Source organism: Amycolatopsis sp. NBRC 101858, from assembly GCF_030269325.1.
Lineage (GTDB): Bacteria > Actinomycetota > Actinomycetes > Mycobacteriales > Pseudonocardiaceae > Amycolatopsis > Amycolatopsis ponsaeliensis.
Map to the genome: position 1 here is coordinate 2,364,588 of NZ_BSTD01000001.1, position 25,484 is coordinate 2,390,071.

The following is a 25,484-nucleotide window of genomic DNA, read 5'->3' on the forward strand; positions in this document are numbered from 1 at the left end:
ACCGACGCGCTGTCCCTGGCCCGCGACCTAGGGTTGTGTGGTGCGACGGCTGAGCCTCTGGATGCGTGCCCACCCCATGGCGGGCGACTCGGTGCTGGCCGTCCTGCTCGGGTTCGTCGACCTGCTGCTGTTCGTCGCCGACCAGTTCGCCGAGCTGCCGGAGCTGCCGCCCTGGTACGTGGCCGTGCCGATCAACATCGCGATGGTCGCACCGCTGGTGTTCCGGCGGCGGTCGCCGCTGTGGTCGGCCTACGTCGTGCTGGTCGTCAGCATCGTGCACGCGACGCTGATGCTCGGCATCGGCAGCGCTGCCGGGCTGGCGATGAGCATCTACTCGGTCGTCGTCTACGCCGGGCGCCGGCAGGGCCTGGTCTTCGTCGGCGCGGTCATCGTCTCGTCGGCCGTGCAGCTGGCGCTGGCGCCACCGGACGACGAGCTCTTCATCGCAATCCTGTTCCTCGCGTTCGGCATCGCCCTGTGCTGGACGCTCGGCGAGTTCGTCGGCGCCCGGCGCGCCTACGACGTGGAAGTGGAGGCCCGGTTGCACCTGCTCGAAACCGAACGGGACCAGGCCACCCGGATCGCGGTGGCGGAGGAACGCGGGCGGATCGCGCGCGAGCTGCACGACGTCGTCGCGCACGCGGTGAGCGTCATGGTGGTGCAGGCCGACGGCGCGTCGTACGCGATCGAGAGCAACCCCGAGCTCGCGCAACGGGCCCTGCAAACGATTTCCGAGACCGGCCGCGGCGCGCTCGGCGAGCTGCGGCGCCTGCTCGACGTGCTCCGCAGCGACGACGCCGACGGCGAGCCCCGCGTCCCGCAGCCGGACGCGCACGCCCTCGCCGAGCTGGCCGACCGGATGCGCACCGCCGGGGTGCCGGTGGAACTGGAGACCGACGACCTCGGCGACCTGCCCGCCGGTGTCTCGCTGGGGATCTACCGGATCGTCCAGGAGTCGCTGACCAACACGCTCAAGCACGCCGGCCGCGGCGCGACCGCCGCGGTGCGGGTGCACCGCACCGGCGACCTGGTGGAGGTCCTGGTGTCCGACGACGGCGCGGGCCGCGTCCCGCAGCTGGCCGTTTCGTCGCACCGCCTCCCGGGTGGCAACGGCTTGATCGGCATGCGCGAACGCGCGCACGTGTACGGCGGGACGCTGGACGTCGGCCCTGCTCCGGGTGGTGGGTGGCAGGTCCGCGCGGCGCTGCCGGTTAGGTTGGACAAGTGATCCGTGTCGTGGTCGTGGACGACCAGGAACTGATGCGCGTCGGGTTCCGGATGGTGCTGGGCGCGCAGGCCGACATCGACGTCGTCGGCGAGGCCGGCGACGGCGCGCAGGCCATCCGGATGGCCGAGGAGCTGCGCCCCGACGTCGTGCTGATGGACGTCCGGATGCCGGTGCTCGACGGCGTCGAGGCGACCAAGCGGATCGTGGCGGCCGGCACCGCGCGCGTGCTGGTGATGACGACGTTCGACCTCGACGAGTACGTCTACTCGGCGTTGCAAGGCGGGGCGAGCGGGTTCCTCCTCAAGGACACCCAGCCCGGCCACCTGGTGTCGGCGCTGCGCGCGGTCGCCTCGGGCGACGCGGTGGTCTCGCCGTCGGTGACGCGCCGGCTGCTCGACCGCTTCGTCGGCACCGGCGGCGCGCCGATGCGCGACACGGCGGAGCTGGACGTGCTCACCGACCGCGAGCGCGAGGTGCTCGTGCTGATCGCCAAGGGCATGTCGAACCTGGAGATCGCCGAGGCGCTGTTCCTGTCGGAGGCGACGGTGAAGACGCACGTCGGGCGGATCCTGGCGAAGCTGGAGCTGCGAGACCGGGTGCAGGCCGTGGTGCTGGCCTACGAAACCGGTCTCGCCCGCCCCGGCCTCGCCTGAGCGTCAGCGGAAGTCGTCCGGCGGCGTCGTCGCCGGGTCCTTGCCCGCGTTGCGGACCTCGGTGATCCAGCGGCCGAAGTCCGGGCGGTCGCCGTCGACGTCGGTGTAGCCGTACTCCTTCATCAGCGTCCAGGACGCCAGCGTCTGCCCCGCGAACCGCGCGACGTCGGTGTCCTGCGCCAGGGCCGCGACGCCGCGGGCCAGCAGGTACGGCGTCTCGGAGATCTTGAAGTCGACCGGGGCGATCTTGCCGACCGCGTCACGCCAGTTGTCCTCGGTGACCTCGAAGGCGTCCAGCATCGACTCCGACCGCAGGAAGCCCGGCGTCACCGCGAGCCCGACGCAGTCGTTCTTCTTCAGCTCCACGCCCAGCGCCCGGCCGAGCGCGCGGATGCCGCACTTCGCCAGGTAATAGGGGAGACCCGCGCCGACGTAGTCGTCGTTGTCGCCGTCGGTCACCTCGAGCACCAGCCCGCGCTTGGCCACCACCAGCGGCAGCAGCTTGTGCAACGCGATCAGGTGCGTGTCGAGGGCGTTGTGCGTCAGATTGAGCGCGTCTTCGAGCGGTGTCTCCCAGAACGGCGCGTCGAAGTGGAAGAACATGTCCCCGCCCCAGACGTCGTCGACCAGGATGTCGATTCCGTCCACTTCGGACTCGATGCGCGCCTTCAAGGCGTCCACATCGGACACCGACGTGAAGTCGCAGCGGACCACCACGGCCCGGCCGCCCGCCGCCTCGACCAGTTCGCCCGTCTCTTCGATCGTTTCCGGGCGCTTCAGCGGTGACGCCGTTTCGCGCGTCGTGCGGCCGGTGACGTACACCGTCGCCCCCGCGCGGCCCAACTCCACCGCGATCGCCCGCCCGCAGCCCCGGGTCGCCCCCGTGACGACCGCGACCTTTCCCTTCAAGCTCAGTGTCGAACCTGATTCGTTCGCAAGCTCACTCATGTTTCCTCCCGTCCCCGCCACGCGGTCAGCACCGCGTCGACGTCCTCCGCCAGCCGGTCGGCCAGCCGCCCGTGCGGCCGGATCGACCAGTCGATCGACACCCCGTTGATGACCCCGAGCACCGCACGGGCCGCCCGCGGCACGCTCGGCGCGCGCGGCAGCGAAGAAGCCGCCGCCCGCACGAGCCGCCGCAGTTCTTCCTCGACCGCCGTGAAGTGCTCGCCCAGCAGCGACCGCAGCACCGGGTCGCCGATGTCCACGCCGAGCTGGCCCAGGTGGTTCGCCGCCTCTTCGGCGTCACCCAGCACCGCGTAGACCGCCACCGCCGCGGCGCGCAGCCCGTCGACCGGGTCGTCCGCCCGCTCGGCGCACTCCCGCATGAGCTCGACCGCCCGCCGCGTGGCCCGCCGGCTCATGGCCTGCAGCAGACCGCTCTTCGAGCCGAACCGCTGCGCGACCGTGCCGACCGAGACGCCCGCCTCCGAAGCCACCTGCGCGAGCGTGAAACCGGGGCCGCAGCGGCCGATCACGGTCTCCGCCGCACCCAGCAGGCGCTCGTCGGTGATGCTCCTCGGCCGGGCCACGCCATTATTGAACCACAGTTCATTAATGACCGCGAATCAGGGTCGGGTCAGGGTCATCACCCATCGCGCATCGGCCGAAGAGCCAGCAAGGTACTACTCAGGTAGGGGGCCCGGTTCGGTCTCCAGGGTGACGCGCGAACCGGCTCCGACCCGCGACGATGAACGCGTCGTAAGCGAGGGGCGGAAGAGGAGCAGTCATGATCGAGGCAACCGGCCTCACCAAGCGGTACGGAAAGACACTGGCGGTGAACAACCTGTCGTTCTCCGTGGCCGCGGGTCAGGTCACCGGCTTCCTCGGCCCGAACGGGGCGGGCAAGTCCACCACCATGCGCATGATCCTGGGCCTGGACAACCCCACGGGCGGTCAGGTCACCATCGGGGGCAAGAAGTACCACCAGCTCAAGGAACCGCTGCGCACCGTCGGCGCGCTGCTCGACGCGAAGTGGGTCCACCCCAACCGCTCGGCGCGCGCCCACCTGCAGTGGATGGCGAAGTCCAACCGCATCCCGGTGAACCGCGTCGACGAGGTGCTCGACACCGTCGGCCTGACCAACGTGGCGGGCAAGCGCGCCGGCGGGTTCTCGCTCGGCATGTCGCAGCGGCTCGGCATCGCGGCCGCCCTGCTGGGTGACCCCGAGGTGCTGCTGTTCGACGAGCCGGTGAACGGCCTGGACCCCGAGGGCATCCTCTGGATCCGGAAGTTCATGCACCGGCTGGCCGAAGAAGGCCGCACCGTGTTCGTGTCGAGCCACCTGCTTTCGGAGATGGCACTGACCGCGAGCAACCTCGTGGTGATCGGCCGGGGGCAGCTGATCTCGCAGTCGTCGACCGAGGACTTCGTCTCCCGCGCCGCGGAGAACACCGTCAAGGTCCGCTCGCCGCAGCTGGCCGAGCTGCGTGAGGTCCTGCGTCGGGCGAGCGCCGGCGTCGCCGACGAGGGGAACGCGCTCGTGGTGTCCGGGATGGACAGCGACAAGATCGGCGAGATCGCCGCGTCCAACCGGATCGTGCTGCACGAGCTGAGCCCGCAGACCGGCTCGCTCGAGCAGGCCTTCATGCAGATCACCGGCGACTCCGTCGAGTACCACACCGGTCTCGACGCCGAGGCGCAGCACGTGCTCGAGTCCGCCAAGTAACCGGGGAAACCAAGATCATGAACCTACTCGCGGTCGAACGCATCAAGCTGTTCAGCACCCGCTCGCCGTGGTGGTGCGCACTCATCACCCTGGCCCTGACCATCGGCTTCGCCGCCATCATCGCCGGTGCGACGCCGTCCGACTCACAGCTCACGCTGTCCGCCACCCAGTTCGGCGGCTCCCAGTTCGGCATCGCCGTCGTCATGGTGCTCGCCGCGCTCGCGGTGACCACCGAATACCGCTTCAACACCATCCGCACCACGTTCCAGGCGGTGCCGCACCGCTCGCCGGCGCTGATCGCCAAGGCGGTCGTCGTCGCGCTGGTGGCGCTGGTCATCGGCGAAATCGCCGCGTTCGGCGCGATGGGCCTCGGCATGCTCATGCGGCCGGACGACGGGCTCGGCCTGCACACGTCGCAGGACTGGATGAACGTCGCGGGCCTCGGTCCGGTGTTCGCCCTCAGCGCCGTGCTCGCCGTCGCACTCGGGATCATGATCCGGCACAGCGCCGGTGCCATCGCACTGCTGCTCATCTACTACTTGGCCGTGGAAGAGCTGGTGCAGCTGATCCCGAAGATCGGCCACACCATCCACGAGTGGCTGCCGTTCAACGTGGCGAACAAGTTCCTGCGCGGCTCGGCGATCGTCGACGGCCCCGCGCCGTCGGACTCGCCGCTGAGCCCGGGCTGGGCGCTGGCGTACTTCGCCGGCATCGCGATCGTGTTCCTGCTCGTCGCACTCGGGGTTGCGAAGAAGCGGGACGCCTGAGGGGAAACAGGGGAAAAGGGGAGAGAAACGGGAATCCGGGTCGCGCTGTCGGGGGGCGACCCGGATTCCCGTTTCCCGCTAGGCTCCCCGGGTGATCGAAGCGAAGGCACTGACCAAGCGGTACGGCCCCACCACCGCGGTCAACGAGCTGACGTTCACCGCGCGGTCGGGGCGCGTCACCGGCTTCCTCGGCCCGAACGGCGCCGGCAAGTCCACCACCATGCGGCTGATCCTCGGACTCGACTCACCCGACGCGGGCACCGCGCTCATCGACGGCGTCCCGTACCGGCAGCTGCAAGACCCGCTCAAGACGGTCGGCGCGATGCTGGACGCCACCTGGCGCCACCCCGGCCGCAGCGGGCGCGACCACCTCCGCTGGCTGGCCGCGACCAACGGCCTCCCCGGGAAGCGCGTCGACGAGGTGCTCGACCTGGTCGGGCTGACCAGCGCCGCCGACCGCCGGGCCGGGCAGTACTCCCTCGGCATGCTCCAGCGGCTCGGGATCGCGTGCACGCTGCTCGGCGACCCGCGCGTGCTGCTGTTCGACGAGCCGGTGAACGGCCTCGACCCCGAGGGCATGGCCTGGATCCGGCAGCTGCTGCACGCGCTGGCCGCCGACGGCCGGACCGTCTTCGTCTCCAGCCACCTGCTGCCCGAGATGGCGCAGACCGCGCAGGACCTGGTCGTGATCGGCCGCGGCCGGCTGATCTACCAGGGCACGATGGCCGACTTCGTGGCGCAGACGAGCGAGCACGGGGTCCGCGTCCGCACCCCGCACGCCGACGAGCTGCGGGCCGCGCTGACCGGGCAGGCGGAGTTCACCGAAGCCGATGGCGCGTTCGTCGTGTCCGGGTTGGACAGTGACCGGATCGGGCAGCTCGCCTTCGACGCCGGGGCGACGCTGCACGAGCTGAGCCCGATCACCGGCTCGCTCGAGCAGGCCTACCTCGACCTCACCCGCGACGCCGTGGAGTTCGCGATGCCCGCCGCGGCTGCCGCGCCTTCTTCGGAGGCCACCCGATGACCACGCCCGCCAACCTCCTGCGCGCCGAGCGCATCAAGCTCTTCAGCACCCGAGCACCCTGGTGGTGCCTGGCACTGGCGTTCGCCGCGCCGCTCGGCTTCACCGCGTTGTTCTTCGCGCTGGCCGGGCCGGAGATCCCGCCGACGGTCGGCAACACCCAGCTCGCGAGCGGCAACGGCCGGACCGTGCTGGTCGTCCTCGCGATCCTCGCGACGGCGTCGGAGTTCAACTGGGGCACCATGCGGCTGACCTTCCAGGCCGTGCCGAGCCGGGTGCCCGCGCTGCTGGCGAAGGTCGCCGTCATCGGCGCGGTCGGCGCCGGGCTCGGGCTGGTCGTCGGCTTCGGCTCGTGGGGCCTGGCGACGCTGGTGGCGCCGGACGCCGACCTCGCGCTGCACTCGGGCGCGGAGTGGCGCTCGGTGGTCGGGCAGAGCCTGGTCTTCCTGCTTTCCGCGGTGGCCGGCGTCGGCGTCGCCCTGCTGCTGCGCAGCATCGCCTTCGCCCTGACCGTGGTGCTCGTGTGGACGCAGGTGCTCGAAGGCGTGGTGATCTTCATCCCGGGTGCCGGCAAGCACATCTACCAGTGGATGCCGTTCCACGCGGCCGACCAGTTCGTCGGTGCCGGCGGGTTCGGCGCGGGCCCGCTGCAGCTGCCGGCGGCCCCGCTCGGCCCGTGGGGCTACCTCGGTTACTTCGCGGCGATCTGCGTTGCCCTGTTCGTGGCCGGTGTGCTCGTCACGGCACGGCGCGACGCCTGAGCGTGATCAGGCTCTCAATACCGCAAGATTTCGTGTTAACAAAAGATGAAGAGCCTGTGGCTTCTCTCACAGGCACCGGACATAATGCTATGACCAGGCAATATTCGTAAGAGAGCGCACCGGAACCGTCTGAACTCCCCCCTGGAGGTGAATCTTGACGGTGGACACCGGGCAAGAATTGGGTGGCACCATTCCCCGAGCTCGCGTCGAAGACGACGTACCCCGGCTCGAACCCATGCTGGACCTCGAATGGTCGCGGGCGATCGACCTCCCGCCGGCCGCCATGGCGGCGACGACGCCGGCCGAGCTCCGCCGGGCGTGGGTGCACCGCGCGCCCGAAGACAGCGTCCTGGCCCTGTTCCGCGCCTCGGCCGGGATGGTGGGACAGGTGCCCGCGCCGTGGTGGCTGCGGGCGGTGGCCGACGGCACCCTCGATTCGCGCGAACAGGGTTTCCGCGTCGAGGACCGCATCGCGCAACTGCTCGGCAGGCGACCGGGGTGGGAATTCGTCCCGTGGGCGGCGGACGGCGAATCCGGCTACTGGGAGTTCATCCCGTCCGAACGCGGGAAATCGGGACACGCGATTCCCACGACGGTGATGAACACCGACCGGCACCCCGGCTGGATCGACGTCCTGCCGGCGCACAGCGGGCCGACGCCGGACCCGATCGCGATCGCCGGGCTGGCGGGGCTGCGGTCTCGTCTCGGGGAGCTCGAAGCCGTTCGCTGACCGTTCGTTAGCCTCGGTGGGTGGAAAACGAGGACCAGCCCCGGCTGCGCAGCGTCGTCAGCTTCGTCAAGCGCGGCGGCCGGATGACCGTCGGACAGCAGCGCGCGTGGGACGAGCTGTGGCCGGACCTCGGCCGCACCGTCGGCGAGCTGCCCGCCGGGAAGCTGGACTTCGCCGCGTGGTTCGGCCGTGAGGCGCCGGTGCTGGTCGAGATCGGCTCCGGCATGGGCGAGACCACCTCGCAGCTGGCCGCCGCGGCCCCGGAGCTGAACTACGTCGCCGTCGAGGTCTACGACCCCGGCCTCGGGCAGCTGATGCTGCGTGCCGAAAAGCTGGGTGTCGAGAACCTGCGGCTGCTGCACGGCGACGCCGTCGTGCTGCTGACCGAGCACGTCGAGCCGGGGTCGCTGCACGGCGTCCGGCTGTTCTTCCCGGACCCGTGGCCGAAGAAGAAGCACCACAAGCGGCGGATCGTGTCGCCGTCGTTCGCCGCGCTCGTGGCGTCGCGGCTGGCGCCCGGCGGCACGTTCCACATGGCGACCGACTGGGAGAACTACGCCGAGCAGATGCTCGAGGTCTGTTCCGCGGAGCCGGCGTTGAAGAACCGGTACGACGGCTGGGCGCCGCGGCCGGAGTGGCGGCCGGTGACGAAGTTCGAGCAGCGCGCCGACGTCGAAGGCCGCGTCTCGCACGACCTGATCTTCGAAAAGCGCTGAAGGGGACCCTCCCCGGATCCCCGGCGGAGAAGGTCCCCTTCAGCTCACCACCCCCGGTGCTCGCCCCTCCCCCGACAGAGGGGCGAACGTCCTATTCGTCGGCCAGCGGCTCCGCCTGCACCCGCTTGAGGGCGGGTGTGCAGACCGACGCGCCGAGCAGGGCCACCCCGACCCCGAGCACGACCGGCGCCAGGATCCACGGGCTGAGCACGATGCCCCGCTCGTCGACCATGCTGAACAACCCAACACCGACCAGTACCCCGACGATTCCCGCGCCGATGGTGGCGACCAACGCGGGCAGCGCGGCCTCCATCCGCAACGCCCTCGCCAGCACCCGCACCGGCGTGCCCGCGGCCATCAGCGCCCCGAACGTCCGGCGGCGGTCCATCACCGACCCCGCGGTCGCGACGGCGGCACTGCAGCCGGCCAGGATCCCCGCCGCGACCAGGCCGATCACCGTGACGCGGCGCAGGTCACCGAGCTCGGTCTGCTGGTTGACCAGGTATTGGTCGCGGCTGCCGATCTCCGCGCCGGCGGCCGGCCCGGCCAGCGCCGTGCGGACGATCTCGCGGTTCGCGTCGGTGGTCGGCGCGACCACGGTGACGTACTTCGGCGTGATGCCGTCGGGCAGCGCGGCCGGGTCGATGACGAGCGAGCCCGAGAGGTCCGAGTCGGCGAAGTGCACGGCTTCCATCCGCGTGCCCGACTTCGGCGTGGCACCCGGCGCGTCGTAGTCGCCGGTGAGCTTGTACTGCGCCAGGTCGAGCGCGGAGTCGCCGTAGATCGCCGGCCCGCCGGTGCACATCTCCGGCGTGATCCCGAACCGCGTCAGCTTGACCGCGTCCGCACAGCTCATGACCAGGCCGCGCTGGAGCGAGCGGTCGCGGCCCTCGCCCTTGGCGAGGTAGATCTCGCCGACGGCGACCGCCTTCTCGGACTGGCCGTACTTCTGCAGGGACGCGTTGGCCTGGCCGACGATCTTGTCCGCGTGCTGGGCGTCGGTGTCGACGTAGAGCACCGAGTCCTGGAAGGACCGCCCGCCGCCGGCCATCGACTCGAACGTCGGCAGCAGCGTCAGCGCCATCGACCCGGCGAACACCGCGAGCACGATCCCGGCGGACGCCCGGTAGGCGCTCTTCGGGTCGTCACGCAGGCGGCGCCCGGCCAGCAGCGAAGACGGCCGGCGCCAGATCCGGACGAACGTGCCGCCCACCGCCGACGTCACCCACGGCCCGACGATCGCGGCCGAGCCGACCAGCAGGAACAGGCCCGCCATGACCATCGTGATGCCGCCGGAGTCCTTCGCCGTCGTCACCGCGACGAGGAAGAACAGCCCGGCCGCGGGCAGCGCCAGCAGCCGCCACCAGTGCAGGGGTTTCTTCGTGTGGCCCCCGGTCGCGAACAGCGGGTTCTTGAGCACGCGGCGCAGGCCGAGGATGCCGGCCAGGACCACGAGCACCGGGATGGCCACGGCGATGAACACCGTCAGGCCGACCGGCAACGCGAAGTCGGACGCCTGCCAGGTCCCGCCGGCCCACGGCACGAAGGACGCGAGGCCGTGCAGCGCCGGGCTCAGCAGCAGGCCGAGCAGGGCGCCGACGCCGGCGGACAAGATCGTCTCGGCGCCCACCATGTTCGTGACCTGTCCCGGCGTCGCCCCGGCCAGCCGGATCGCGGCCAGCCGACGCTCCCGCCGGGCCGCGGTCAGCCGCGCCGACGACGCGACCAGCACGAGGCTCGGCACCAGCAGCACGATGATCCCGACCCAGGACAGCAGCATCAGCAGGCCGTCCGCGCTCGCCTTCCCGGCGGGGAAGCCCGCGATCGGGTAGGCGTTCTCCGGCATCGCGTCGGGCGTGTGCCCGACGAGCGCGACGAGCTGCTCCGGGTAGCGGAGACCGTCGTCCCCGAGCGCGCCGACGGGCTTGCCGAACCGGTCGCCGAGCTGGTCGGCCGAGTGGGCCTGCAGCAGCCGGCCGAGCGCGGGCGACACGACGGTCTCACCGGGCCCCGGCAGCTGCGGCACCCCCGCGGGCAGCGAGATGGCCCCGGGTGTCGTACCGCCGGTCAGGGCGACGTCGACGCGCACGATCTGCCGGCCGTCGAAGTAGTCCTTCGACGAGGTGAAGAGGATCTTGGCCGGGGCGTCGGAGCCGCGGCTGTAGTAGTGCTCGCCCTGCCAGAGGGCACGCTGCTCGCGATGCTGCGTGGCGAACGGCAGCGTCGCCAGCAGCAGCACCAGCCCGGTCGCGACGGCCACCCCGATCGCGGTGAGGATCGCCGACGTCCGGGTCCGCCGGTCGACCTTCAGCACCCGCAGGGCGATCTGGAGCGAGTTCACGCCGCCTGCCTCGTCGCGATCAGGCCGTCGCGGATCGCGACGGTCTTCGGCATCGACTCGGCCAGCTCGCGGTCGTGGGTCACCACGAGCACCGCGGCGCCCGTCTCGTGGGCGGCGCCGAGCAGGGCGTCCATCGTGTCGCGGCCGGTGCGCGTGTCGAGCGCGCCGGTGGGCTCGTCGGCGAAGATCACCTTCGGCCGGTGGGTCAGCGCCCGCGCGATCGCGACGCGCTGGGCCTCGCCGCCGGACAGCTCGCCCGGGCGGCGGCGCTCCTTGCCGGCCAGGCCGAGGCGCGCGAGCCACTGGCGGCCGGCGTCGATGGCTTCCTTGCGGCCGAGCCCGGCCAGCAGCGAAGGCAGCGCGACGTTCTCTTCGGCCGACAGCTCGGCGACCAGCATCCCCGACTGGAAGACGAAGCCGAACTCGGTGCGGCGCAGCTCGCTGCGCTTCTTCTCGCCGAGGTGGTCGATCCGCTGCCCGGCCAGGAGGATCTGCCCGTCGTCGGCCCGGAGGATCCCGGCCAGGACGTGCAGCAGCGACGTCTTGCCGGAGCCGGAGGGCCCGACGATGGCGACGGCGTCGCCCGGCTGGATGTCGATGTCGATGCCGGCCAGGGCGTACTGCGCGCCGTAGCGCTTCACCAGCCCGCGGCCGGAGAGCACCGGCCCATTCGTCCACTGTGGAGTGTTCGGGTCCACGAGGTTCTCCCTGTCGGTTCGGATCTTGATGCCGATGAGCTTCGCGGAGATCGGGGGGTGTCCACTTCGGGCAGACGGCCAGTCACGAGCCGTGGCGTATCGGCCGATCGGCCGAGGGAGTGCGGACCACTCGGCCAAGGTGCGAACGCGGGCGGATCCTCTAACGTCACGTTGTGACCGCCGCGCCCCCGCCAGACAAGCTCTACGCACGCACCGCCGCCCTCGTGCGGCGCATCGGCGTGCCCTCGGCGGTCCTGTTCGCCGCCCTGCTCTTCGACGTCGTCTTCACGACGCAGGCGGCCCTCGACGACAACGGCCCGAAGTTCGTCGACTTCGGGCTCCTCCCCGGCATGTTCGCGATGACGGCGTGCGGCGTGTGGGCCCAGAAGCGCGCGGCCGTCGCCGGCGTGACCGGCGCCGCCGTGCTGGTGTTCTCGACCCTCTTCATCCACGCGTTCCGCGTCCCGCCCTACTCCAGCGTGCTGCCGAAGGTGACCATCACCGAGGTCGTGGCCGGGGTGCTGATGGTCTACTTCGTGGCCCGCCGGGCCCGGGCGGGCGTGGCGTTCTGCGTGGTCAGCGTCCTGGTCGTCGGGTGCCTCGTCGCCGTCTTCGGCCGGTACAGCGGCGTCGGCGACATCGACGGCGGCACGGCCACCCAGGCACTGGTGTTCGGCCTGCTGCTGCTCGCCGGGGCGGTGGTGCCGGCCATCACGCTCCGGGACCGCAGCCCGAAGGCCGATCCGCGGACGCGGAAGCTGCAGCGGGTGAACGAGCTCGCCATGGGGCAGTGGCCGCTGATCGGCCTGCTCGGGTTCGCGCTGCTGTTCGAGTTCGGCTACACGTATTCGAGCAACGCCCGCGGGTTCCCGATCCTGTTCTGCTCGCTCGTCGCGGCCGTCATCGCGGTGCTGTCCCCGCGGCGGCCGGCGGACGCGCTCCTCGGCATCGGCGGGATCCTGCTCATCTCCGCGGTCGTCACGCCGTTCCTGCACCTGCGCTACGACTACCCGATGCCGGGCGGCGTGCCGTTCGTGCAGGTCATCGCCGCGATGGGCGTGATCGTGAACGTGACCCGCGCCCGCGGGCTGAGCCAGTCGTGGCCGCGGATCGGCCTCCTGTCGGCCGTCGTCGCCCTCGGCGCGATCCTCAACTCGGACCGGCCCGAAGGCCTGCAGACCGACCCCCAGACGCTGTCCGTCCTGGCCTTCGCCGCGGCGTTGCTGCTCGGCATCTCCATCGCCGTCGGCCTGATGCTGCGGTCGCGGGACTCCGAGCGCACCACGGTCGTCCAGTCGGCGGTGGCCGACGCGCAGACCGCCGAGCGGATGGCGCTGGCCCGCGAGCTGCACGACGTCGTCGCCCACCACGTCACCGGCATCGTCGTGCAGGCCCAGGCCGCGCGGATGATGGCCGAGCAGAACCCGCAGATCGCGGTCGAGGCGATGGGCCGGATCGAGAACGCCGGCGTCGAGGCGCTCGCGGCGATGCGGCGGCTGGTCCGCTCGATGCGCGGTGACGCACCGGCCGGGTCGAGCGAGTTCAGCGAGCAGGCCACCACGGATCTCGGCGCCGACCTGCGGAAGCTGGTCGAAAGCGCCAACCACGGCGTGCCGACGTCGATGCACCTCGACCTGCCGCCGGACCTGCCGCACGAGGTCGGCCGCTCGGCGCTGCGGCTGGTCCAGGAGTCGCTGACGAACGTCGGCAAGCACGCCTCGGACGCGACGGACGCGTTCGTGCTGGCCGAGGTGAACGGTGCGGAGCTGCACCTGCGGGTGACGGACAACGGGCACGTGACGGCGCGACGGCCCGCGGGCGGGTCGGGCGGCTACGGTCTGGTCGGCATGCGCGAACGCGTCGCACTGCTCAAGGGACGGCTGTCGGCCGGGCGCGGCCCGGACGGCGGCTGGCGGGTCGAAGCGTGGCTGCCGCTGGCCGCCGGGGAAGACACGGAAGGGGACGAGTGATCCGGGTACTGATCGCCGACGACCAGGAGATGGTGCGGATGGGCTTCCGCATGATCCTGGACGCGCAGGAGGACATCGAGGTCGTCGCCGATGTCGCGGACGGCGTCTCGGCGGTGTCGAAGGCCCGCGAGCTGCGCCCGGACGTCTGCCTGCTCGACATCCGCATGCCCGGCCTCGACGGGCTGGAGGTCACGCGCCAGCTGGCCGGCCCGGACGTCACCGACCCGCTGAAAGTCGTCGTGGTCACCACGTTCGACCTCGACGAATACGTGCACACGGCGTTGCGCAACGGCGCCCACGGCTTCCTGCTGAAGGACGCGGGCCCGGCCCTGCTGATCGAGGCGGTCCGCGCGGCCGACCGCGGGGATGCCCTGGTCTCGCCGCAGATCACCATCCGGCTGCTCAAGCACTTCGACGGCGGCTCGGCCCGGTCGCAGGCGGCGCCGCCGTCGGAGCCGCTGACCGCCCGGGAGATGGACGTCGTCCAGGCGGCGGCGCGCGGGCTGACGAACACCGAGATCGGCGCGGAGCTGTTCCTGTCGCTGTCCACGGTGAAGACGCACCTGGCATCGGTGCAGGGCAAGATCGGCGCGCGCAACCGCGTGGAGATCGCCGCCTGGGCGTGGCGGAGTGGAGTCGTGTCGTAATCGAGGGTGCGTAGTATCCAGAGATGCAACGCCGTTTCCACGCCCCTGTCGTTCTCCCCGCCGACACGTCTTGTTCGCTCCTGCGTGACGCGGTCGTCGATGTGGACGCCGATGGGCGCATCTCCTACTGCGGACCGGCGGCCACCGCCCCCGAGTCCGCCGCACCGGTCACCACCCTGACCGGCATCCTGCTCCCCGGCCTGGTCAACACGCACGCGCACAGCCCAATGACGCTACTGCGCGGCATGGGCGGCGACCTGCCGCTGTTGCCCTGGCTCAACGAGATCATCTGGCCCGCCGAAGCCAAGCTGCGGCCCGACGACGTCCGCACCGGCATGCTGCTGGGCTCGGTCGAGATGCTGCGCCACGGCGTCACGACCAGCGCCGAGATGTACTTCGAAGGCGAGCAGCTGGTCGACGCGGTCCTCACGACGGGCGGGCGCGTGCTGGTCGCGCCGCCGGTGATGGAGCTGCCGGGCCTCGACTGGCGCGCCCAGCTGACCGCGATCGAGCGCTGGATCGACACCGACGGCCTCCGCTTCGGCCCGGGCGACCGCATCGAGCTGGGCTACGGCCCGCACTCGGCGTACATGCTCTCCGAAGAGGGCCTGCGCGCGACGGCGGAGTCGGCCGCTTCGCGCGGTGCGCTGATCCAGATCCACGTCGCCGAGGCGGCTGCCGAGGACACCGCTGTCCGCGAGGCGCACGGCTCGGTGCCCGCTTTGCTGCAGAAGCTCGGCGTGCTCGACGGCCGGGTGCTGGCGGCGCACGCGATCCACCTGTCGGACTCGGACATCGCGCTGTTCGCCCGGTACGGCGTCGGCATGGCGCACTGCCCGGGTTCGAACGCGAAGCTGGCGTCGGGGATCGCGCGTGTTGCGGAGCTGCGTGCGGCAGGTGTCGCGGTCGGCCTCGGCACCGACGGCCCGGCGTCCAACGACGACATCGACCTCTGGGAAGAGCTGCAGCTCTCGGCGATGTTCGCGCGTCTGGCGACCGGCGACTCGACGGTGCTGACCGCGGCCGACGTCTTCCTGCTGGCCACCCGCGGCGGCGCGGCGGCGCTGGGCCGGGATGACATCGGCGCGCTGGAGCCGGGCCGGTGGGCCGACCTGGTCCACATCGACCTGGACGACCCGGCCTTCGCGTGCGGCGTGGACGTCCCGGACGTGCAGCTGCTGTCGAACCTCGTCTGGGCAGCCGGATCGCGGCGGGTCCGCGACGTGTGGGTCGCGGGCGAGCAGGTCGTGGCCGACGGCGAGTCGCTGAAGGTGGACCGGGCGAAGGTCCAGGCCGGGGTGGCCGAGACCGCCGCGCGGCTGCGTTAGTTCGGCCGCAGGATCAGCTCGGTGAGGTGGGCGTCCGGGGTGGCTGACACGGCTGTCACCACCGCGGTCGCCACCGAGTCCGCCTTCAGCAGGTGCGAAGTGTCGTAGTCGCGGCCTTCGCCCTTGAAGATCTCCTGCTGCATCTCGGTGTCGGTGCGGCCGGGGTAGACCGACGTCACGCGGATGTCCTTCTCCTCCTCGCGCAGCGCGTCGGCGAAGGCGCGGACGGCGAACTTGCTCGCCGCGTACGGCGACCAGCCCGGCCGCGCGTTCAGGCCGGCGCCGGAGTTGATCACGACGACGTGCCCGCGAGCCGCGCGCAGGGCGGGGAGCAGCAGGCGGGTCAGCTCGACCACGGCCAGGGTGTTGACCTCGAAGTTGTCGCGCCACGCTTCGGCGGACGCGTCTTCGATCCGGCCCAGCCGCGCGACGCCGGCGGAGTGGACGAGGACGTCCAGCTCCGCGATGTCCGCGGCGGCTTCGGCGAGCGACGCGGGGTTGGTCAGCTCGACCGGCCACGGGGTCGCGCCGGGAAGCTCCTTCGCCAGCGCGGCCAGGGCAGTCGCGTCACGGCCGCCGAGGAGGAGGCGGTGGGTCGGGGCCAGCTGGTGCGCAACCGCCGCGCCGATCCCGCGCGAGGCACCGGTGACGAGGGCGAGGGGAAGATCCGTCATGCCTCCACCGTAACTACGCGAAGCCGACGTCGACCGTGGTGTCCTCGCGTTTGCCCGGGCCGAGCTGCCGTGGGTCCGCGCAGCCCGTCGCCGGGTCCGCGTCCGAGTCCTTCGCGTCGTCGCCGGTGTCCTTGGCGGTCGGGTGCTTGCCCTCGGCCGTGAAGCAAACTTGGTAGCTGCCGTCCTCCAGGCCGGTGAACGCGTACGCGCCGTCCGGGCCGGTCACGACGCTCGCGCCGGTGTTCAGCGTCGCCTTCACCCCGGCCAACCCCGGCTCGCCGGCGTCCTGCAGGCCGTTGCCGTTGGTGTCCGACCAGGCGAAGTCACCGATGCGGTTCGTCGGCGGGGCCAGCCCGAGGTCCACCGTGAAGTCCTCGCGGTCCGGTCCACCCAGGGTGCGCGGTGTCGTGCAGCCGTCCGGGTCCGCGTCGGAGTCGCGGTCGTCGGCGGCCGCGTCCTTGCGGGTCACCGTGAAGTCCGCCGGGACCGCGAAACACACCTGGTAGGTGCCGTCCTTCAGCTTCTCGAAGCCGTACTTGCCCTTGTCGTCAGTCGTCGCAGTGCCGACCGTGCCGCCCGCGCCGTCCTTCAGCGTCACCTTCACGCCCGCGACGCCCGGCTCGTCCGGGTCCTGGACCCCGTCGCGGTTGCGGTCGTTCCACACGAAGTCGCCGATCTTGGCGATCGCCGGCGGCGGCAGGACGGTGATCGTCGCCGACGCCGTCTTGTCGCCCAGCGTGCCGCCCGGGTACCGCACGCCGGTCACCTTCGCCGTGTTGACGTGCCCGGTGTCGGCGACCGTCAGGTCCGGGTGGTCGCAGGTCAGCTGCTTATTCGCGCCGCCGGCCAGCGCGAACGGCTCGAACTTCCCGCTGCACCACGGGTCCTGCACCGTGATCCCGGTGAGGTCCTGCGTGCCTTCGTTCGTCACGGTGACGCGGTAGTGCGCGGTCTCGCCCGCGGTGACCGTCGCGAACGGGCCCCACGCGCCGGTCGCCGGGTTCTGCACTTCCTTCTTCACCGAGTACGCCGCGAGCTGCAGGCCGACGCAGTCCCAGCGCAGCCGTTCGGCGCTCGTCGTGGCGAAGAACTTCACCGACACCGCCTTCGCCGGGGCGGTCGCCGCCGGGAAGTCCTGCTTCGCCAGGCGGCCGTCGGCGGCGTCGTGGTCGGCGACCAGCTTGGTCTCCTGGACCTGGGCGCCGGTCACGTCGAAGAAGCGCAGGCCCGTCGCCGGCCCCGCGGCCGGGACGTACGAGCCGGTCGACACGCTGAGCGTGTACACGCCGCCGGGGACGAACTTCTCGGTGGAGTAGGCGGTGCTGGCCTTGCCGTCCGGCGTCTGGATCACGGCCGACCGCTGCCCGTCGACGGCGAAGGCCTGCTCGGTCAGCAGCTTAGGCGCCTTCGCGGCCGGGGTGCCGGGCGGGACCGGCGCGGCCGGGGTGAAGACGTAGCTGTCCGGGGCGCCGTTGCGCGCCGTCTCCTCGACGCTCGGGTTGGCCGCGATCCCGCCGCACGCGGGCGCCGGGTCCGCGGTCGCCGAGGGCACCACCGCGCCCGAGAGCGCCACGACCGCCACTGCCACCACGCGCGCCGAACGGATCATGCCTCGACTATGACGCGGCGCCCGGGCCCGCACCGGCCGAGAACCGTCCACTTAAGAGTGAACCTCAGCCAGTGCGAGCCCGGTGCGTCAGCGTTCGCCGATGCGGCCCGGCAGTCCGAAGCGACCCTTCTTCCACACCGAGACGAGCGACGGCCGCGGCTGCGCGGTGCCGCCGTCGGGCCAGTGCGACGTCGGGTTCGCCGAGCTCGCCGCGTTCTCACCCGGGTGCTGCACCGCGACCAGCACGACGTGGTCGGTGACGTTCGGGCCGCACGTCTCGGCGCCGACCGGCACCGAGAGGAACTGCTTGACGTGCCCGCGTTCCGGCCCGGTCACCGGCACCGAGAAGAGGCCGTCGTTCGAGCCGAGCGCGTTGCCGTCGGTGGAGATCCACAGGTTGCCGTGCCGGTCGAAGGTGACGTTGTCCGGGCAGGAGATCGGGCTGACTTTGCTCTTGTCGAAGCCGCCGTAGTAGGTGTCGGCCGCGGCCGGGTCACCGCAGACGAGCAGCAGCCGCCAGGAGAACTTCGTCGACGCCGCGTCGCCGCGGTGCTCCTCCCACTCCAGGATCTGCCCGTTCTTGTTGGCCACGCGCGGGTTCACCTCGTCGACGCCGGCCTTGCCCGCCGCGCCGCGGTCGGAGTTGTTGGTCAGCGCCGCGTAGATCCGGCCGTTGACCGGGTTCGGTTCGATGTCCTCCGGCCGGTCCATCTTCGTCGCGGCGACCTTGTCGGCGGCTTGGCGCGTGAAGACGTAAACCTCCTCCGCGGTGAATCCGTCCACAAAGGACTTGTTGCCGCTGGCCAGCGGGATCCACTCGCCGGCGCCGTCGAACTCGCCGTCGGCGGGGAGCTTGCCGGTGCCGTCGATCTCGCCGGGGCTGTCGCCGGTGAAGCGGGCGACGTACAGCGTGCCCTCGTCGAGCAGCGCCGAGTTGTGGCGGCGCGCGTGCGCGCTCTTGCCCGGCTTGTACTTGCCCTTGGAGACGAACTTGTAGATGTACTCGAACCGCTCGTCGTCGCCGGTGTAGGCGGCGACGCGGCCGTCGGCGGTGATCTTGATGTTCGAGCCCTCGTGCTTGAGGCGGCCCAGGGCGGTGTGCTTGATCGGCGTCGACGTCGGGTCGTTCGGGTCGATCTCGACGACCCAGCCGAACCGGTTCGGCTCGTTCGGCTCCTGCGCGACGTCCCAGCGCTTGTCGAAGCGCTCCCACTTGCGGGTGCTGGCGCCGGTGCCGATGGTGTACCGCTTCAGCCGCGCGGCCTCGACCGGGTCGGTCACCTTGTCGGAGTTGGCGAAGTACTGGTGGATGTTCTCTTCGCCGGAAAGCACGGTGCCCCACGGCGTCACGCCGCCGGAGCAGTTGTTCTGCGTGCCGCGGACCTTGCGCCCGCTGGGGTCGGCCGACGTCTTCAGGTACTTCGAGCCGGCGGCCGGGCCGCGCACCTCGAAGACCGTGTCGAGCGTGATCCGGCGGCCGTACCGGCTGGGCACGACCTCGAGGCCGCCGCGGATCGGGTCGCGGCGGGTCAGCAGCACCGACAGGCCGTGGGCGGCCCACGCGATCTTCACCTGCTCCTCGGTCGGGTTCGCCGGGTCGTACTGGTCGGCCGGGAAGAGGTGCACCTCGGTCGTGTACTCGTGGTTCACGACGAGCAGGTTCGTCAGTCCCAGCGGGTCCCGCGGGATCAGGCCGACGAAGTCGTTGTTGTAGCCGAACTGCTTGGCCTGCGCGGCCGCGGTCTGCTTCGTGAAGTCGAACTTCGGCGCACCCGGCACCACCGGATCACCCCAGCGGATGACGACGTTCTGCGCGTAGCCGTCGGGGACGGTGACCGCGTCGAGCTTGTTCGGCGGGACCGGGTCGAAGTCGGTGCCGGGCACCGGCCGCGGCTGCGGCTTCTGCGCAGGTGAGGCGGCCGCGGTCCCCGACAGCGCGGCGAACCCGCCCGCCGCGGCGGCCATCACGGCACCGGCCTTGAAGGCTCCGCGGCGGGAGATGTCCTTCACGACGTCGCCGAAGTACTCGTTCCCGGACTCGTTCGGCTCGGGGTGGGCACAGGCGTTGCCGCAGCGGTACTCGCAGGTGATCGGGGAGCGGCCGCCCGGGTGGACGGGCAGCAGCGGAAGCAGACGGTCGGGCACGAGGCCTCCATGGTGGGAGTTCGGGAACGAACCGACCGTAAGCCTCCGAAACCAGCCATTCCAGACATTCAGGTGAACGGCAGATGTACCGCTCACCCGAATGGCCGTGACTCAGAACTCTTCGCCGACGAGCGCCGCCTCCTGCGGGACGGAGTGGGCATCCGCCTTCTTCTCCCGCAGTGAGAGCAGGCCGCCCGCGATGACGCACAGCACGGCCGAGGCGACGAACGGCGCCTGCGGCGAACCGAACCACTCGGCGACGTGCCCGACGAGCGTCGCGGCGACGGCGCCACCGAGCCAGCGGCAGAAGTTGTAGCCCGCGCTGGCGACCGGGCGCGGCGCGTCGCTGATGGACATCGCGGTGCCGGTGAACAGCGTGTTCAGCAGCCCGGAGACCAGTCCCGAGACGATGATGCCGGCGACGAGGACCGGCTTGCTCGGCACGGCCAGCACCAGCATCAGCACGGCGTAGCCGAAGACGGCGGCCGCGGCGGCGTGCCGCTCACCCAGCTTCGCGGCCAGCCGCGGCGCCAACGCCACGCCCGCCACCGCGACGCACAGGCCCCAGCCGCAGAAGATCAGCCCGACGGCGATGGCGTTCCAGCCCAGCACGAACGGCGACCAGGCCAGCACCGCGAAGAACGCGGCGGTGTACAGCGCGGACGCGACCGAGGTGCGCAGCAGGCCGGTGTGCTTCAGCGCGCGCAGCGGGTCGAGCAGCTTGATCGGGTCACGCTTCTCGTGCTTGTCGCTCTTCAAGAACACCGCGCACAGTACGAGCGCGCCGGCCATCAGGACCGCCGTGCCGAGGAACGGGCCGCGCCACGAGATGCTGCCGAGCAGGGCGCCCAGCAGCGGGCCGACCGACAGGCCGACGCCGAGGGCGGCTTCGTAGAGCAGGATCGCGCCGGACTGGCCGCCGGTCGCGGCGCCGACGATCACCGAAAGCGCGGTCGCGATGAAGAACGCGTTGCCGAGGCCCCAGACCGCGCGCAGCCCGACGAGCTGCTCGATCGAGCCGGCGGCCGAGCACAGCGCGGTGGCGGCGACGATCAGCGTCAGCCCGACCAGCACCGTGCGCTTCGGCCCGAACTTGGCGCTCGCCGCGCCGGTGACCAGCATCGCGACGACCTGGACGCCGAGGTACGACGAGAAGAGCAAGGTGACCTGCGACGGCGTCGCGTCCAGGCCCTTGGCGATGGACAGCAGGATCGGGTCGACCAGCCCGATCCCCATGAAGGCGATGACCGCGGCGAACGCGGTGATCCACACCTGCTTGGGCTGGCCCTTGACGGCGTCCAGCAGGCTCGAGTGGTGTTCAGCGCTCATCGCTGATCAGTTCCTCCTTCTTGGTGTCGACAAGCAGCTTGGCGAGGGCCGGGAGGGCGGCCTCGATCGCAGCGCGGTCGGCGTCGTCCATCGCGATCAGGCGCTCGCGAAGGAACTCTTCGCGGGCGGTGACCATCTCGGCGTAGAAGCGACGACCCTCGTCGGTGACGTCCACGAGCACCGCCCGCCGGTCGGCGGGGTCCGGCGTGCGGGTGGCCAGGCCGAGGCGTTCGAGGCGGCTGACGACGTCGGTCATCGACGGCAGCTTGACCCGCTCGAACTCCGCCAGCGCGCTCATCCGCCGCGGCCCGCCGTTGACGAGTTCGCTCAGCACCGACCCCTGCGTGAGGGTCAGCGTCAGCTGCGGGGTCTGGCGGCGCACCTGGTGGTAGAGCCGGAAGACCAGCGGCCGCAGCCGGTGGGCGAGATCGGCGATCGCGGAAGTCACTTAGCTATGCTAACAAAAATTAGTAAGGGTGGCTAAGTAACTCGGCTCACAAGCTAGGCTCGGGGCATGGACGCGGTGATCTTCGACCTCGACGGCGTGCTGGTGGACTCCGAGCGGATCTGGGACGAGGTGCGCCGCACGGTGGTCGCCGAGCACGGCGGCACGTGGCGCGAAGAGGCGACGCGGGCACAGCAGGGGATGAGCACCCCGGAGTGGGCCCGGTACCTGGTGGAGGAGCTGGGCGCACGGCTCACGCCACCGGAGATCGCGACCTTGGTGGTCAAGCGCATGGCGGCGCGGTACGCCGAGGAGCCACCGGTGATCCCGGGCGCGGTGGAGGTGGTCCGCGCCGTGGCGAAGCGGTGGCCGGTGGCGATCGCGAGCTCGTCGCCGGTGATCCTGATCAAGGGGTTCCTGGACGTGACGGGGTTGCCGGTCGGGGCGGCGGTGTCGTCCGAGCAGGTCGGAGCCGGGAAGCCGGCACCGGACGTGTACTTGCGGGCGGCCGAGCTGCTGGGCGTGCCGCCGGGCGAGTGCGCGGCGGTGGAGGACACGACGAACGGGCTGCGGTCGGCGTTGGCCGCGGGGATGGCTGTGTATGCGGTGCCGAACCCGCATTTTCCGCCGGATCCGGAGGTGCTGAAGCAGGCGACGGCGGTGGTGGAGAAGATCACCGACTTGCCGGGGGCGTTCAGGGCGAACTGAGCTGGTAGCTCACCGGCGGCGAGTCCGGGTTGATCGTGGCGAGGAACACCCGGTTCGGCCCCAGCATCCCGATCGCCCGCGCCTGGTTGGGATCGCCCTCGGCATCGAACAACCACAGTTCCCGCACTGCCGGATCGACCAGGTAGACCGCCTTGTCGGCCGGTAGTGGGCCATCCGTCTCGCCCACGTACCCCGAGCGCACCACATCGGTCGAGATCGAGACGCACGCCGGCGATTTCGTCCCGTACTGCGGCGACGAGGCGTTGATCCCAGTGCCTCTCGGCGTCGCCAAGAGGCAGAACAAGGACCGGACCGGTTCCACGGCACTTCCCAGGACCCCGTACGCCTCCCAGCGGTCGGTCTGCCCGGCGAACTCGGTGATCGGAAGCCCGGTCAAACTGAGGCCATTCGCATCGCCGTAGTCGGGCTCCGGCAGGTCGAGCGGTACACCTGGGCGCCCTGGCGAAGTCGGAGCCCCGCCCTGCAGCTGGGTCGCCAGGAGCACGCTCGTCAGCACAACCAGGACCGCCGCCAGCGGGGCGAGCCACACCGTCGCGCGGCGGCGGCGGGGCTTTCGCTGCCTGCGCATCTGCTCCGCCCAGGCCGCGTCGAGGTTCGGCGTGACCTCCTCGGCCTGTCCGCGCAGTGCTTCGGCCAGTTTGCGTTCGAGGTCGGTCATCGCTCACCTCCCAGGTCGTCCCCCAAGTGTTTGCGCAGATTCTCCATCGCGTGGTGCGTGGTCGCCTTGACCGTGCCCGGTGAGATGCCCAGCGTCTCCGCGATGGCCGCCGTGCTCAGGTCCAGCCAGTAGCGGAGCACCAGCACCTCGCGCTGGCGCCGGGAGAGCTTGCCCACCACCGCGCGCAGCTGTTCGTGCTCCCAGTTGGCCACCGCCCTGACCTCGGCCGACAGCTCGTCCGGCGGCCTGTCCTGCGGCGTGCGCCGGACGACCCGCAGGTGCCGCGTGCGCGACCGGGACATGTTCACCACGGTCGTGCGCAGGTAGCCCGCCACGCGCGTGTGGTCGGTCAGCGTGTCCCAGCGCTGGTGGAGCTTGACGAAAGCCTCCTGCGCGACGTTTTCCGCGTCGTCCGCGCCGAGCAGGTGCGCCAGCCGGGTCATCTGGGCGAAGTACTCCCGGAAGAGGTCGTGGAACGTCGGCGCGCCCAGATCCCCCGGCGCGCTTTCGCCCACGCTCGCACTCACACCCCGCCAACGCGCACCCCGCCCCACCGGTTTAGTGCACCACGCGAAGAAGGCCGCCACCAGCGGTGACGGCCTTCGACGGGGGACGGTCCTTACCGCTCGACCTCGCCGCGGATGAACTTGTCGACGGCGTCGCGCGCGGTCGAGTCGTCGTACTGCTCCGGCGGCGACTTCATGAAGTACGACGACGCCGACAGGATCGGGCCGCCGATGCCGCGGTCGAGCGCGATCTTGGCGGCGCGGACGGCGTCGATGATGATGCCCGCCGAGTTCGGCGAGTCCCACACCTCGAGCTTGTACTCCAGGTTCAGCGGCACGTCACCGAACGCGCGGCCCTCGAGCCGGACGTAGGCCCACTTGCGGTCGTCGAGCCACTGCACGTAGTCCGACGGTCCGATGTGGACGTTGCCCTTGCCGAGGTCGCGGTCGACCTGCGAGGTGACGGACTGGGTCTTCGAGATCTTCTTCGACTCGAGCCGCTCCAGCTCCTTCATGTTCAGGAAGTCCATGTTCCCGCCCACGTTGAGCTGCATCGTCCGGTCGAGCTGGACGCCGCGGTCCTCGAACAGCTTCGCCAGGACGCGGTGCGTGATGGTCGCGCCGACCTGGGACTTGATGTCGTCACCGACGATCGGGACGCCGGCGTCGGTGAACTTCTGCGCCCACTCCGGGTCGGAGGCGATGAACACCGGCAGCGCGTTGACGAACGCCACCCCGGCGTCGATGCAAGCCTGCGCGTAGAACTTGTCGGCCACCTCGGACCCCACCGGGAGGTAGGACACCAGCACGTCGGCCTTCGCTTCGCGCAGCGCGGCGACGATGTCGACCGGGGTCTCGTCGGACTCCTCGATCGTCTCGCGGTAGAAGCGGCCGAGCCCGTCGTGCGTGTGACCACGCTGGACGGTGACGCCGAGCGGCGGCACGTCGGCGATCTTGATCGTGTTGTTCTCCGAGGCGAAGATCGCCTCGGACAGGTCGCGGCTGACCTTCTTGGCGTCCACGTCGAACGCGGCGACGAACTCGATGTCGCGGACGTGGTAGCCGCCGAAGTCGACGTGCATCAGACCCGGGACCCGCGTGGCGGGGTCCGCGTCGCGGTAGTACTGGACACCCTGGACCAGCGACGCCGCGCAGTTGCCGACGCCCACGATGGCCACCCGAACGCGGCGGTTCTCGCCCATGGGGGTTTCTCCTTCAATCCGTGTCTGTTCAGTAGGTCTGGTGCCGCGACGCTGCGGCCCGGCCGCGCGGCTCAGGTCTCCGGACCCTGCCGTTCGGCTTGTTCGTGCGCGATCAGCTCGTTGAGCCAGCGCACCTCCCGCTCACTGGTCTCCAGCCCCAGCCGGTGCAGCTCGCGGGTGTAGCGATCGATCTTCTCCTCGGCCCTGGCCAGCGCCGCCCGCATGCCCTCACGGCGTTCTTCGACGCGGCGGCGGCGGCCCTCGAGGATCCGCAGCCGCACGTCGGCCGGGGTTCGCGAGAAGAACGCCAGGTGGACGCCGAATCCTTCGTCGTCCCAGGTCTGCGGCCCGGCGTCGCCGAGCAGCTCACCGAAGCGCTCCTTGCCCTCCGCGGTGAGCTTGTAGACCCGCCGCCCGCGCCGCGACCACGCCCGGTCGTCGGCCTCGTCCAGCTCTTCGACCAGGTACCCGGCCCGCAGCAGCTTCCGCAGGGTCGGGTACAGCGAGCCGTACGAGAACGTCCGGAACGTGCCGAGCGTCTCGTGCAGCCGCTTGCGCAGCACGTACCCGTGCATGGGCGCTTCGTGCAGAAGCCCGAGGATCGCGAACTCCAGCACACCGCACCCCCTTCCGGGAACAAACCGAGACGCCGGGCGTTG

Annotated in this window: 25 protein-coding genes; 12 read left to right on the forward strand and 13 right to left on the reverse strand. The window is 71.2% G+C overall.

The window, feature by feature from the left end; all coding sequences use genetic code 11:
• Window positions 1–61: 61 nt before the first annotated feature.
• Window positions 62–1,228, forward strand: coding sequence for a sensor histidine kinase (locus tag QSK39_RS11540; protein WP_502873272.1), 1,167 nt, complete (start codon window positions 62–64; stop codon window positions 1,226–1,228).
• Window positions 1,225–1,881, forward strand: a complete 657-nt coding sequence (locus QSK39_RS11545) for a response regulator (protein ID WP_285477603.1) — start codon at window positions 1,225–1,227, stop codon at window positions 1,879–1,881. Before QSK39_RS11540 ends, QSK39_RS11545 begins: the two co-directional genes overlap by 4 nt.
• 3 nt (window positions 1,882–1,884) lie before the next feature.
• Here the strand turns inward: QSK39_RS11545 and QSK39_RS11550 are convergent, their stop codons facing one another.
• Both QSK39_RS11550 and QSK39_RS11555 read right to left on the reverse strand, forming a co-directional pair.
• Window positions 1,885–2,829 carry an SDR family NAD(P)-dependent oxidoreductase gene (locus tag QSK39_RS11550; protein ID WP_285477604.1) on the reverse strand — a complete coding sequence of 315 codons (945 nt, stop codon included), beginning with the start codon at window positions 2,827–2,829 and terminating at the stop codon, window positions 1,885–1,887.
• Window positions 2,826–3,413 carry a TetR/AcrR family transcriptional regulator gene (locus QSK39_RS11555; protein ID WP_285477605.1) on the reverse strand — a complete coding sequence of 196 codons (588 nt, stop codon included), beginning with the start codon at window positions 3,411–3,413 and terminating at the stop codon, window positions 2,826–2,828. The genes QSK39_RS11550 and QSK39_RS11555 overlap by 4 nt, the downstream gene beginning before the upstream one ends.
• Before the next feature lie 197 nt (window positions 3,414–3,610).
• Here QSK39_RS11555 and QSK39_RS11560 point away from each other — a divergent pair, with 197 nt between their 5' ends.
• The 6 genes from QSK39_RS11560 (at window position 3,611) to trmB (ending at window position 8,544) form a co-directional block, all read left to right on the forward strand.
• Complete coding sequence (locus tag QSK39_RS11560) at window positions 3,611–4,549, forward strand: ABC transporter ATP-binding protein (RefSeq protein WP_285477606.1); 939 nt, start codon at window positions 3,611–3,613, stop codon at window positions 4,547–4,549.
• 17 nt (window positions 4,550–4,566) lie between these two features.
• The gene (locus tag QSK39_RS11565; RefSeq protein ID WP_285477607.1) at window positions 4,567–5,316 is read left to right on the forward strand and encodes an ABC transporter permease; all 750 of its coding nucleotides are present in this window, start codon (window positions 4,567–4,569) and stop codon (window positions 5,314–5,316) included.
• 91 nt (window positions 5,317–5,407) lie between these two features.
• Complete coding sequence (locus QSK39_RS11570; RefSeq protein WP_285477608.1) at window positions 5,408–6,340, forward strand: ABC transporter ATP-binding protein; 933 nt, start codon at window positions 5,408–5,410, stop codon at window positions 6,338–6,340.
• A complete protein-coding gene (locus tag QSK39_RS11575) occupies window positions 6,337–7,098 on the forward strand; it encodes a hypothetical protein (RefSeq protein ID WP_285477609.1) in 762 nt (253 codons plus the stop codon). The genes QSK39_RS11570 and QSK39_RS11575 overlap by 4 nt, the downstream gene beginning before the upstream one ends.
• A 178-nt stretch (window positions 7,099–7,276) precedes the next feature.
• Window positions 7,277–7,828 carry a hypothetical protein gene (locus QSK39_RS11580; protein ID WP_284750203.1) on the forward strand — a complete coding sequence of 184 codons (552 nt, stop codon included), beginning with the start codon at window positions 7,277–7,279 and terminating at the stop codon, window positions 7,826–7,828.
• A gap of 20 nt (window positions 7,829–7,848) precedes the next feature.
• Window positions 7,849–8,544, forward strand: coding sequence for a tRNA (guanosine(46)-N7)-methyltransferase TrmB (trmB, locus tag QSK39_RS11585; RefSeq protein ID WP_285477610.1), 696 nt, complete (start codon window positions 7,849–7,851; stop codon window positions 8,542–8,544).
• A gap of 91 nt (window positions 8,545–8,635) precedes the next feature.
• Here the strand turns inward: trmB and QSK39_RS11590 are convergent, their stop codons facing one another.
• Both QSK39_RS11590 and QSK39_RS11595 read right to left on the reverse strand, forming a co-directional pair.
• Window positions 8,636–10,885, reverse strand: coding sequence for an FtsX-like permease family protein (locus QSK39_RS11590; protein ID WP_285477611.1), 2,250 nt, complete (start codon window positions 10,883–10,885; stop codon window positions 8,636–8,638).
• On the reverse strand, window positions 10,882–11,583 hold the full coding sequence (locus QSK39_RS11595) for an ABC transporter ATP-binding protein (RefSeq protein ID WP_284743517.1): 702 nt from the start codon (window positions 11,581–11,583) through the stop codon (window positions 10,882–10,884). Before QSK39_RS11595 ends, QSK39_RS11590 begins: the two co-directional genes overlap by 4 nt.
• Window positions 11,584–11,756: 173 nt before the next feature.
• On the opposite strand from QSK39_RS11595, the gene QSK39_RS11600 reads away from it, so the two are divergent.
• Genes QSK39_RS11600 through QSK39_RS11610 form a run of 3 tightly spaced genes read left to right on the forward strand, consistent with a single transcriptional unit; the run spans window position 11,757 to window position 15,528 of the window.
• On the forward strand, window positions 11,757–13,553 hold the full coding sequence (locus QSK39_RS11600; protein WP_285477612.1) for a sensor histidine kinase: 1,797 nt from the start codon (window positions 11,757–11,759) through the stop codon (window positions 13,551–13,553).
• Window positions 13,550–14,200 (forward strand): response regulator transcription factor, encoded by a 651-nt coding sequence (locus tag QSK39_RS11605; RefSeq protein ID WP_285477613.1) that lies wholly within the window; start codon window positions 13,550–13,552, stop codon window positions 14,198–14,200. The genes QSK39_RS11600 and QSK39_RS11605 overlap by 4 nt, the downstream gene beginning before the upstream one ends.
• A gap of 23 nt (window positions 14,201–14,223) precedes the next feature.
• Window positions 14,224–15,528 (forward strand): amidohydrolase family protein, encoded by a 1,305-nt coding sequence (locus QSK39_RS11610; RefSeq protein ID WP_285477614.1) that lies wholly within the window; start codon window positions 14,224–14,226, stop codon window positions 15,526–15,528.
• Here the strand turns inward: QSK39_RS11610 and QSK39_RS11615 are convergent.
• The 5 genes from QSK39_RS11615 to QSK39_RS11635 all read right to left on the reverse strand — a co-directional run bounded on the left by QSK39_RS11615 (window position 15,525) and on the right by QSK39_RS11635 (window position 21,733).
• The gene (locus tag QSK39_RS11615; RefSeq protein ID WP_285477615.1) at window positions 15,525–16,202 is read right to left on the reverse strand and encodes an SDR family oxidoreductase; all 678 of its coding nucleotides are present in this window, start codon (window positions 16,200–16,202) and stop codon (window positions 15,525–15,527) included. The two genes, QSK39_RS11610 and QSK39_RS11615, sit on opposite strands and share 4 nt — an antisense overlap.
• Window positions 16,203–16,215: 13 nt before the next feature.
• A complete protein-coding gene (locus QSK39_RS11620; protein ID WP_285477616.1) occupies window positions 16,216–17,811 on the reverse strand; it encodes a DUF7850 domain-containing protein in 1,596 nt (531 codons plus the stop codon).
• A gap of 87 nt (window positions 17,812–17,898) precedes the next feature.
• Window positions 17,899–19,956 carry a PhoX family protein gene (locus QSK39_RS11625; RefSeq protein WP_285477617.1) on the reverse strand — a complete coding sequence of 686 codons (2,058 nt, stop codon included), beginning with the start codon at window positions 19,954–19,956 and terminating at the stop codon, window positions 17,899–17,901.
• Window positions 19,957–20,067: 111 nt separating this feature from the next.
• On the reverse strand, window positions 20,068–21,285 hold the full coding sequence (locus QSK39_RS11630) for an MFS transporter (RefSeq protein WP_285477618.1): 1,218 nt from the start codon (window positions 21,283–21,285) through the stop codon (window positions 20,068–20,070).
• Window positions 21,275–21,733, reverse strand: a complete 459-nt coding sequence (locus tag QSK39_RS11635; protein WP_285477619.1) for a MarR family winged helix-turn-helix transcriptional regulator — start codon at window positions 21,731–21,733, stop codon at window positions 21,275–21,277. Before QSK39_RS11635 ends, QSK39_RS11630 begins: the two co-directional genes overlap by 11 nt.
• A gap of 66 nt (window positions 21,734–21,799) precedes the next feature.
• Here QSK39_RS11635 and QSK39_RS11640 point away from each other — a divergent pair, with 66 nt between their 5' ends.
• Entirely contained in the window at window positions 21,800–22,438 is a 639-nt protein-coding gene (locus QSK39_RS11640) for an HAD family hydrolase (RefSeq protein WP_285477620.1), read from the forward strand.
• On the opposite strand, the gene QSK39_RS11645 is transcribed toward QSK39_RS11640, so the two are convergent.
• From QSK39_RS11645 to QSK39_RS11660, 4 genes are all read right to left on the reverse strand, one after another.
• Entirely contained in the window at window positions 22,425–23,117 is a 693-nt protein-coding gene (locus QSK39_RS11645; protein ID WP_285477621.1) for a hypothetical protein, read from the reverse strand. The genes QSK39_RS11640 and QSK39_RS11645 overlap by 14 nt on opposite strands.
• Window positions 23,114–23,632 carry an RNA polymerase sigma factor gene (locus QSK39_RS11650; RefSeq protein WP_285477622.1) on the reverse strand — a complete coding sequence of 173 codons (519 nt, stop codon included), beginning with the start codon at window positions 23,630–23,632 and terminating at the stop codon, window positions 23,114–23,116. The genes QSK39_RS11645 and QSK39_RS11650 overlap by 4 nt, the downstream gene beginning before the upstream one ends.
• Window positions 23,633–23,736: 104 nt before the next feature.
• Entirely contained in the window at window positions 23,737–24,825 is a 1,089-nt protein-coding gene (locus tag QSK39_RS11655) for an inositol-3-phosphate synthase (RefSeq protein ID WP_284743505.1), read from the reverse strand.
• A gap of 71 nt (window positions 24,826–24,896) precedes the next feature.
• A complete protein-coding gene (locus QSK39_RS11660) occupies window positions 24,897–25,442 on the reverse strand; it encodes a PadR family transcriptional regulator (RefSeq protein WP_013230991.1) in 546 nt (181 codons plus the stop codon).
• Window positions 25,443–25,484: the final 42 nt, after the last annotated feature.

Excerpts from the sequence above, each read along its gene's own strand:
- QSK39_RS11655 (WP_284743505.1), bottom strand. The coding sequence starts at position 24,825 with ATGGGCGAGAACCGCCGCGTTCGGGTGGCCATCGTGGGCGTCGGCAAC.
- QSK39_RS11575 (WP_285477609.1), top strand. The coding sequence starts at position 6,337 with ATGACCACGCCCGCCAACCTCCTGCGCGCCGAGCGCATCAAGCTCTTC.
- QSK39_RS11560 (WP_285477606.1), top strand. The coding sequence starts at position 3,611 with ATGATCGAGGCAACCGGCCTCACCAAGCGGTACGGAAAGACACTGGCG.
- QSK39_RS11615 (WP_285477615.1), bottom strand. The coding sequence starts at position 16,202 with ATGACGGATCTTCCCCTCGCCCTCGTCACCGGTGCCTCGCGCGGGATC.
- QSK39_RS11645 (WP_285477621.1), bottom strand. The coding sequence starts at position 23,117 with ATGACCGACCTCGAACGCAAACTGGCCGAAGCACTGCGCGGACAGGCC.
- QSK39_RS11565 (WP_285477607.1), top strand. The coding sequence starts at position 4,567 with ATGAACCTACTCGCGGTCGAACGCATCAAGCTGTTCAGCACCCGCTCG.
- QSK39_RS11540 (WP_502873272.1), top strand. The coding sequence starts at position 62 with ATGCGTGCCCACCCCATGGCGGGCGACTCGGTGCTGGCCGTCCTGCTC.
- QSK39_RS11620 (WP_285477616.1), bottom strand. The coding sequence starts at position 17,811 with ATGATCCGTTCGGCGCGCGTGGTGGCAGTGGCGGTCGTGGCGCTCTCG.
- QSK39_RS11610 (WP_285477614.1), top strand. The coding sequence starts at position 14,224 with ATGCAACGCCGTTTCCACGCCCCTGTCGTTCTCCCCGCCGACACGTCT.
- QSK39_RS11550 (WP_285477604.1), bottom strand. The coding sequence starts at position 2,829 with ATGAGTGAGCTTGCGAACGAATCAGGTTCGACACTGAGCTTGAAGGGA.
- QSK39_RS11640 (WP_285477620.1), top strand. The coding sequence starts at position 21,800 with ATGGACGCGGTGATCTTCGACCTCGACGGCGTGCTGGTGGACTCCGAG.
- QSK39_RS11630 (WP_285477618.1), bottom strand. The coding sequence starts at position 21,285 with ATGAGCGCTGAACACCACTCGAGCCTGCTGGACGCCGTCAAGGGCCAG.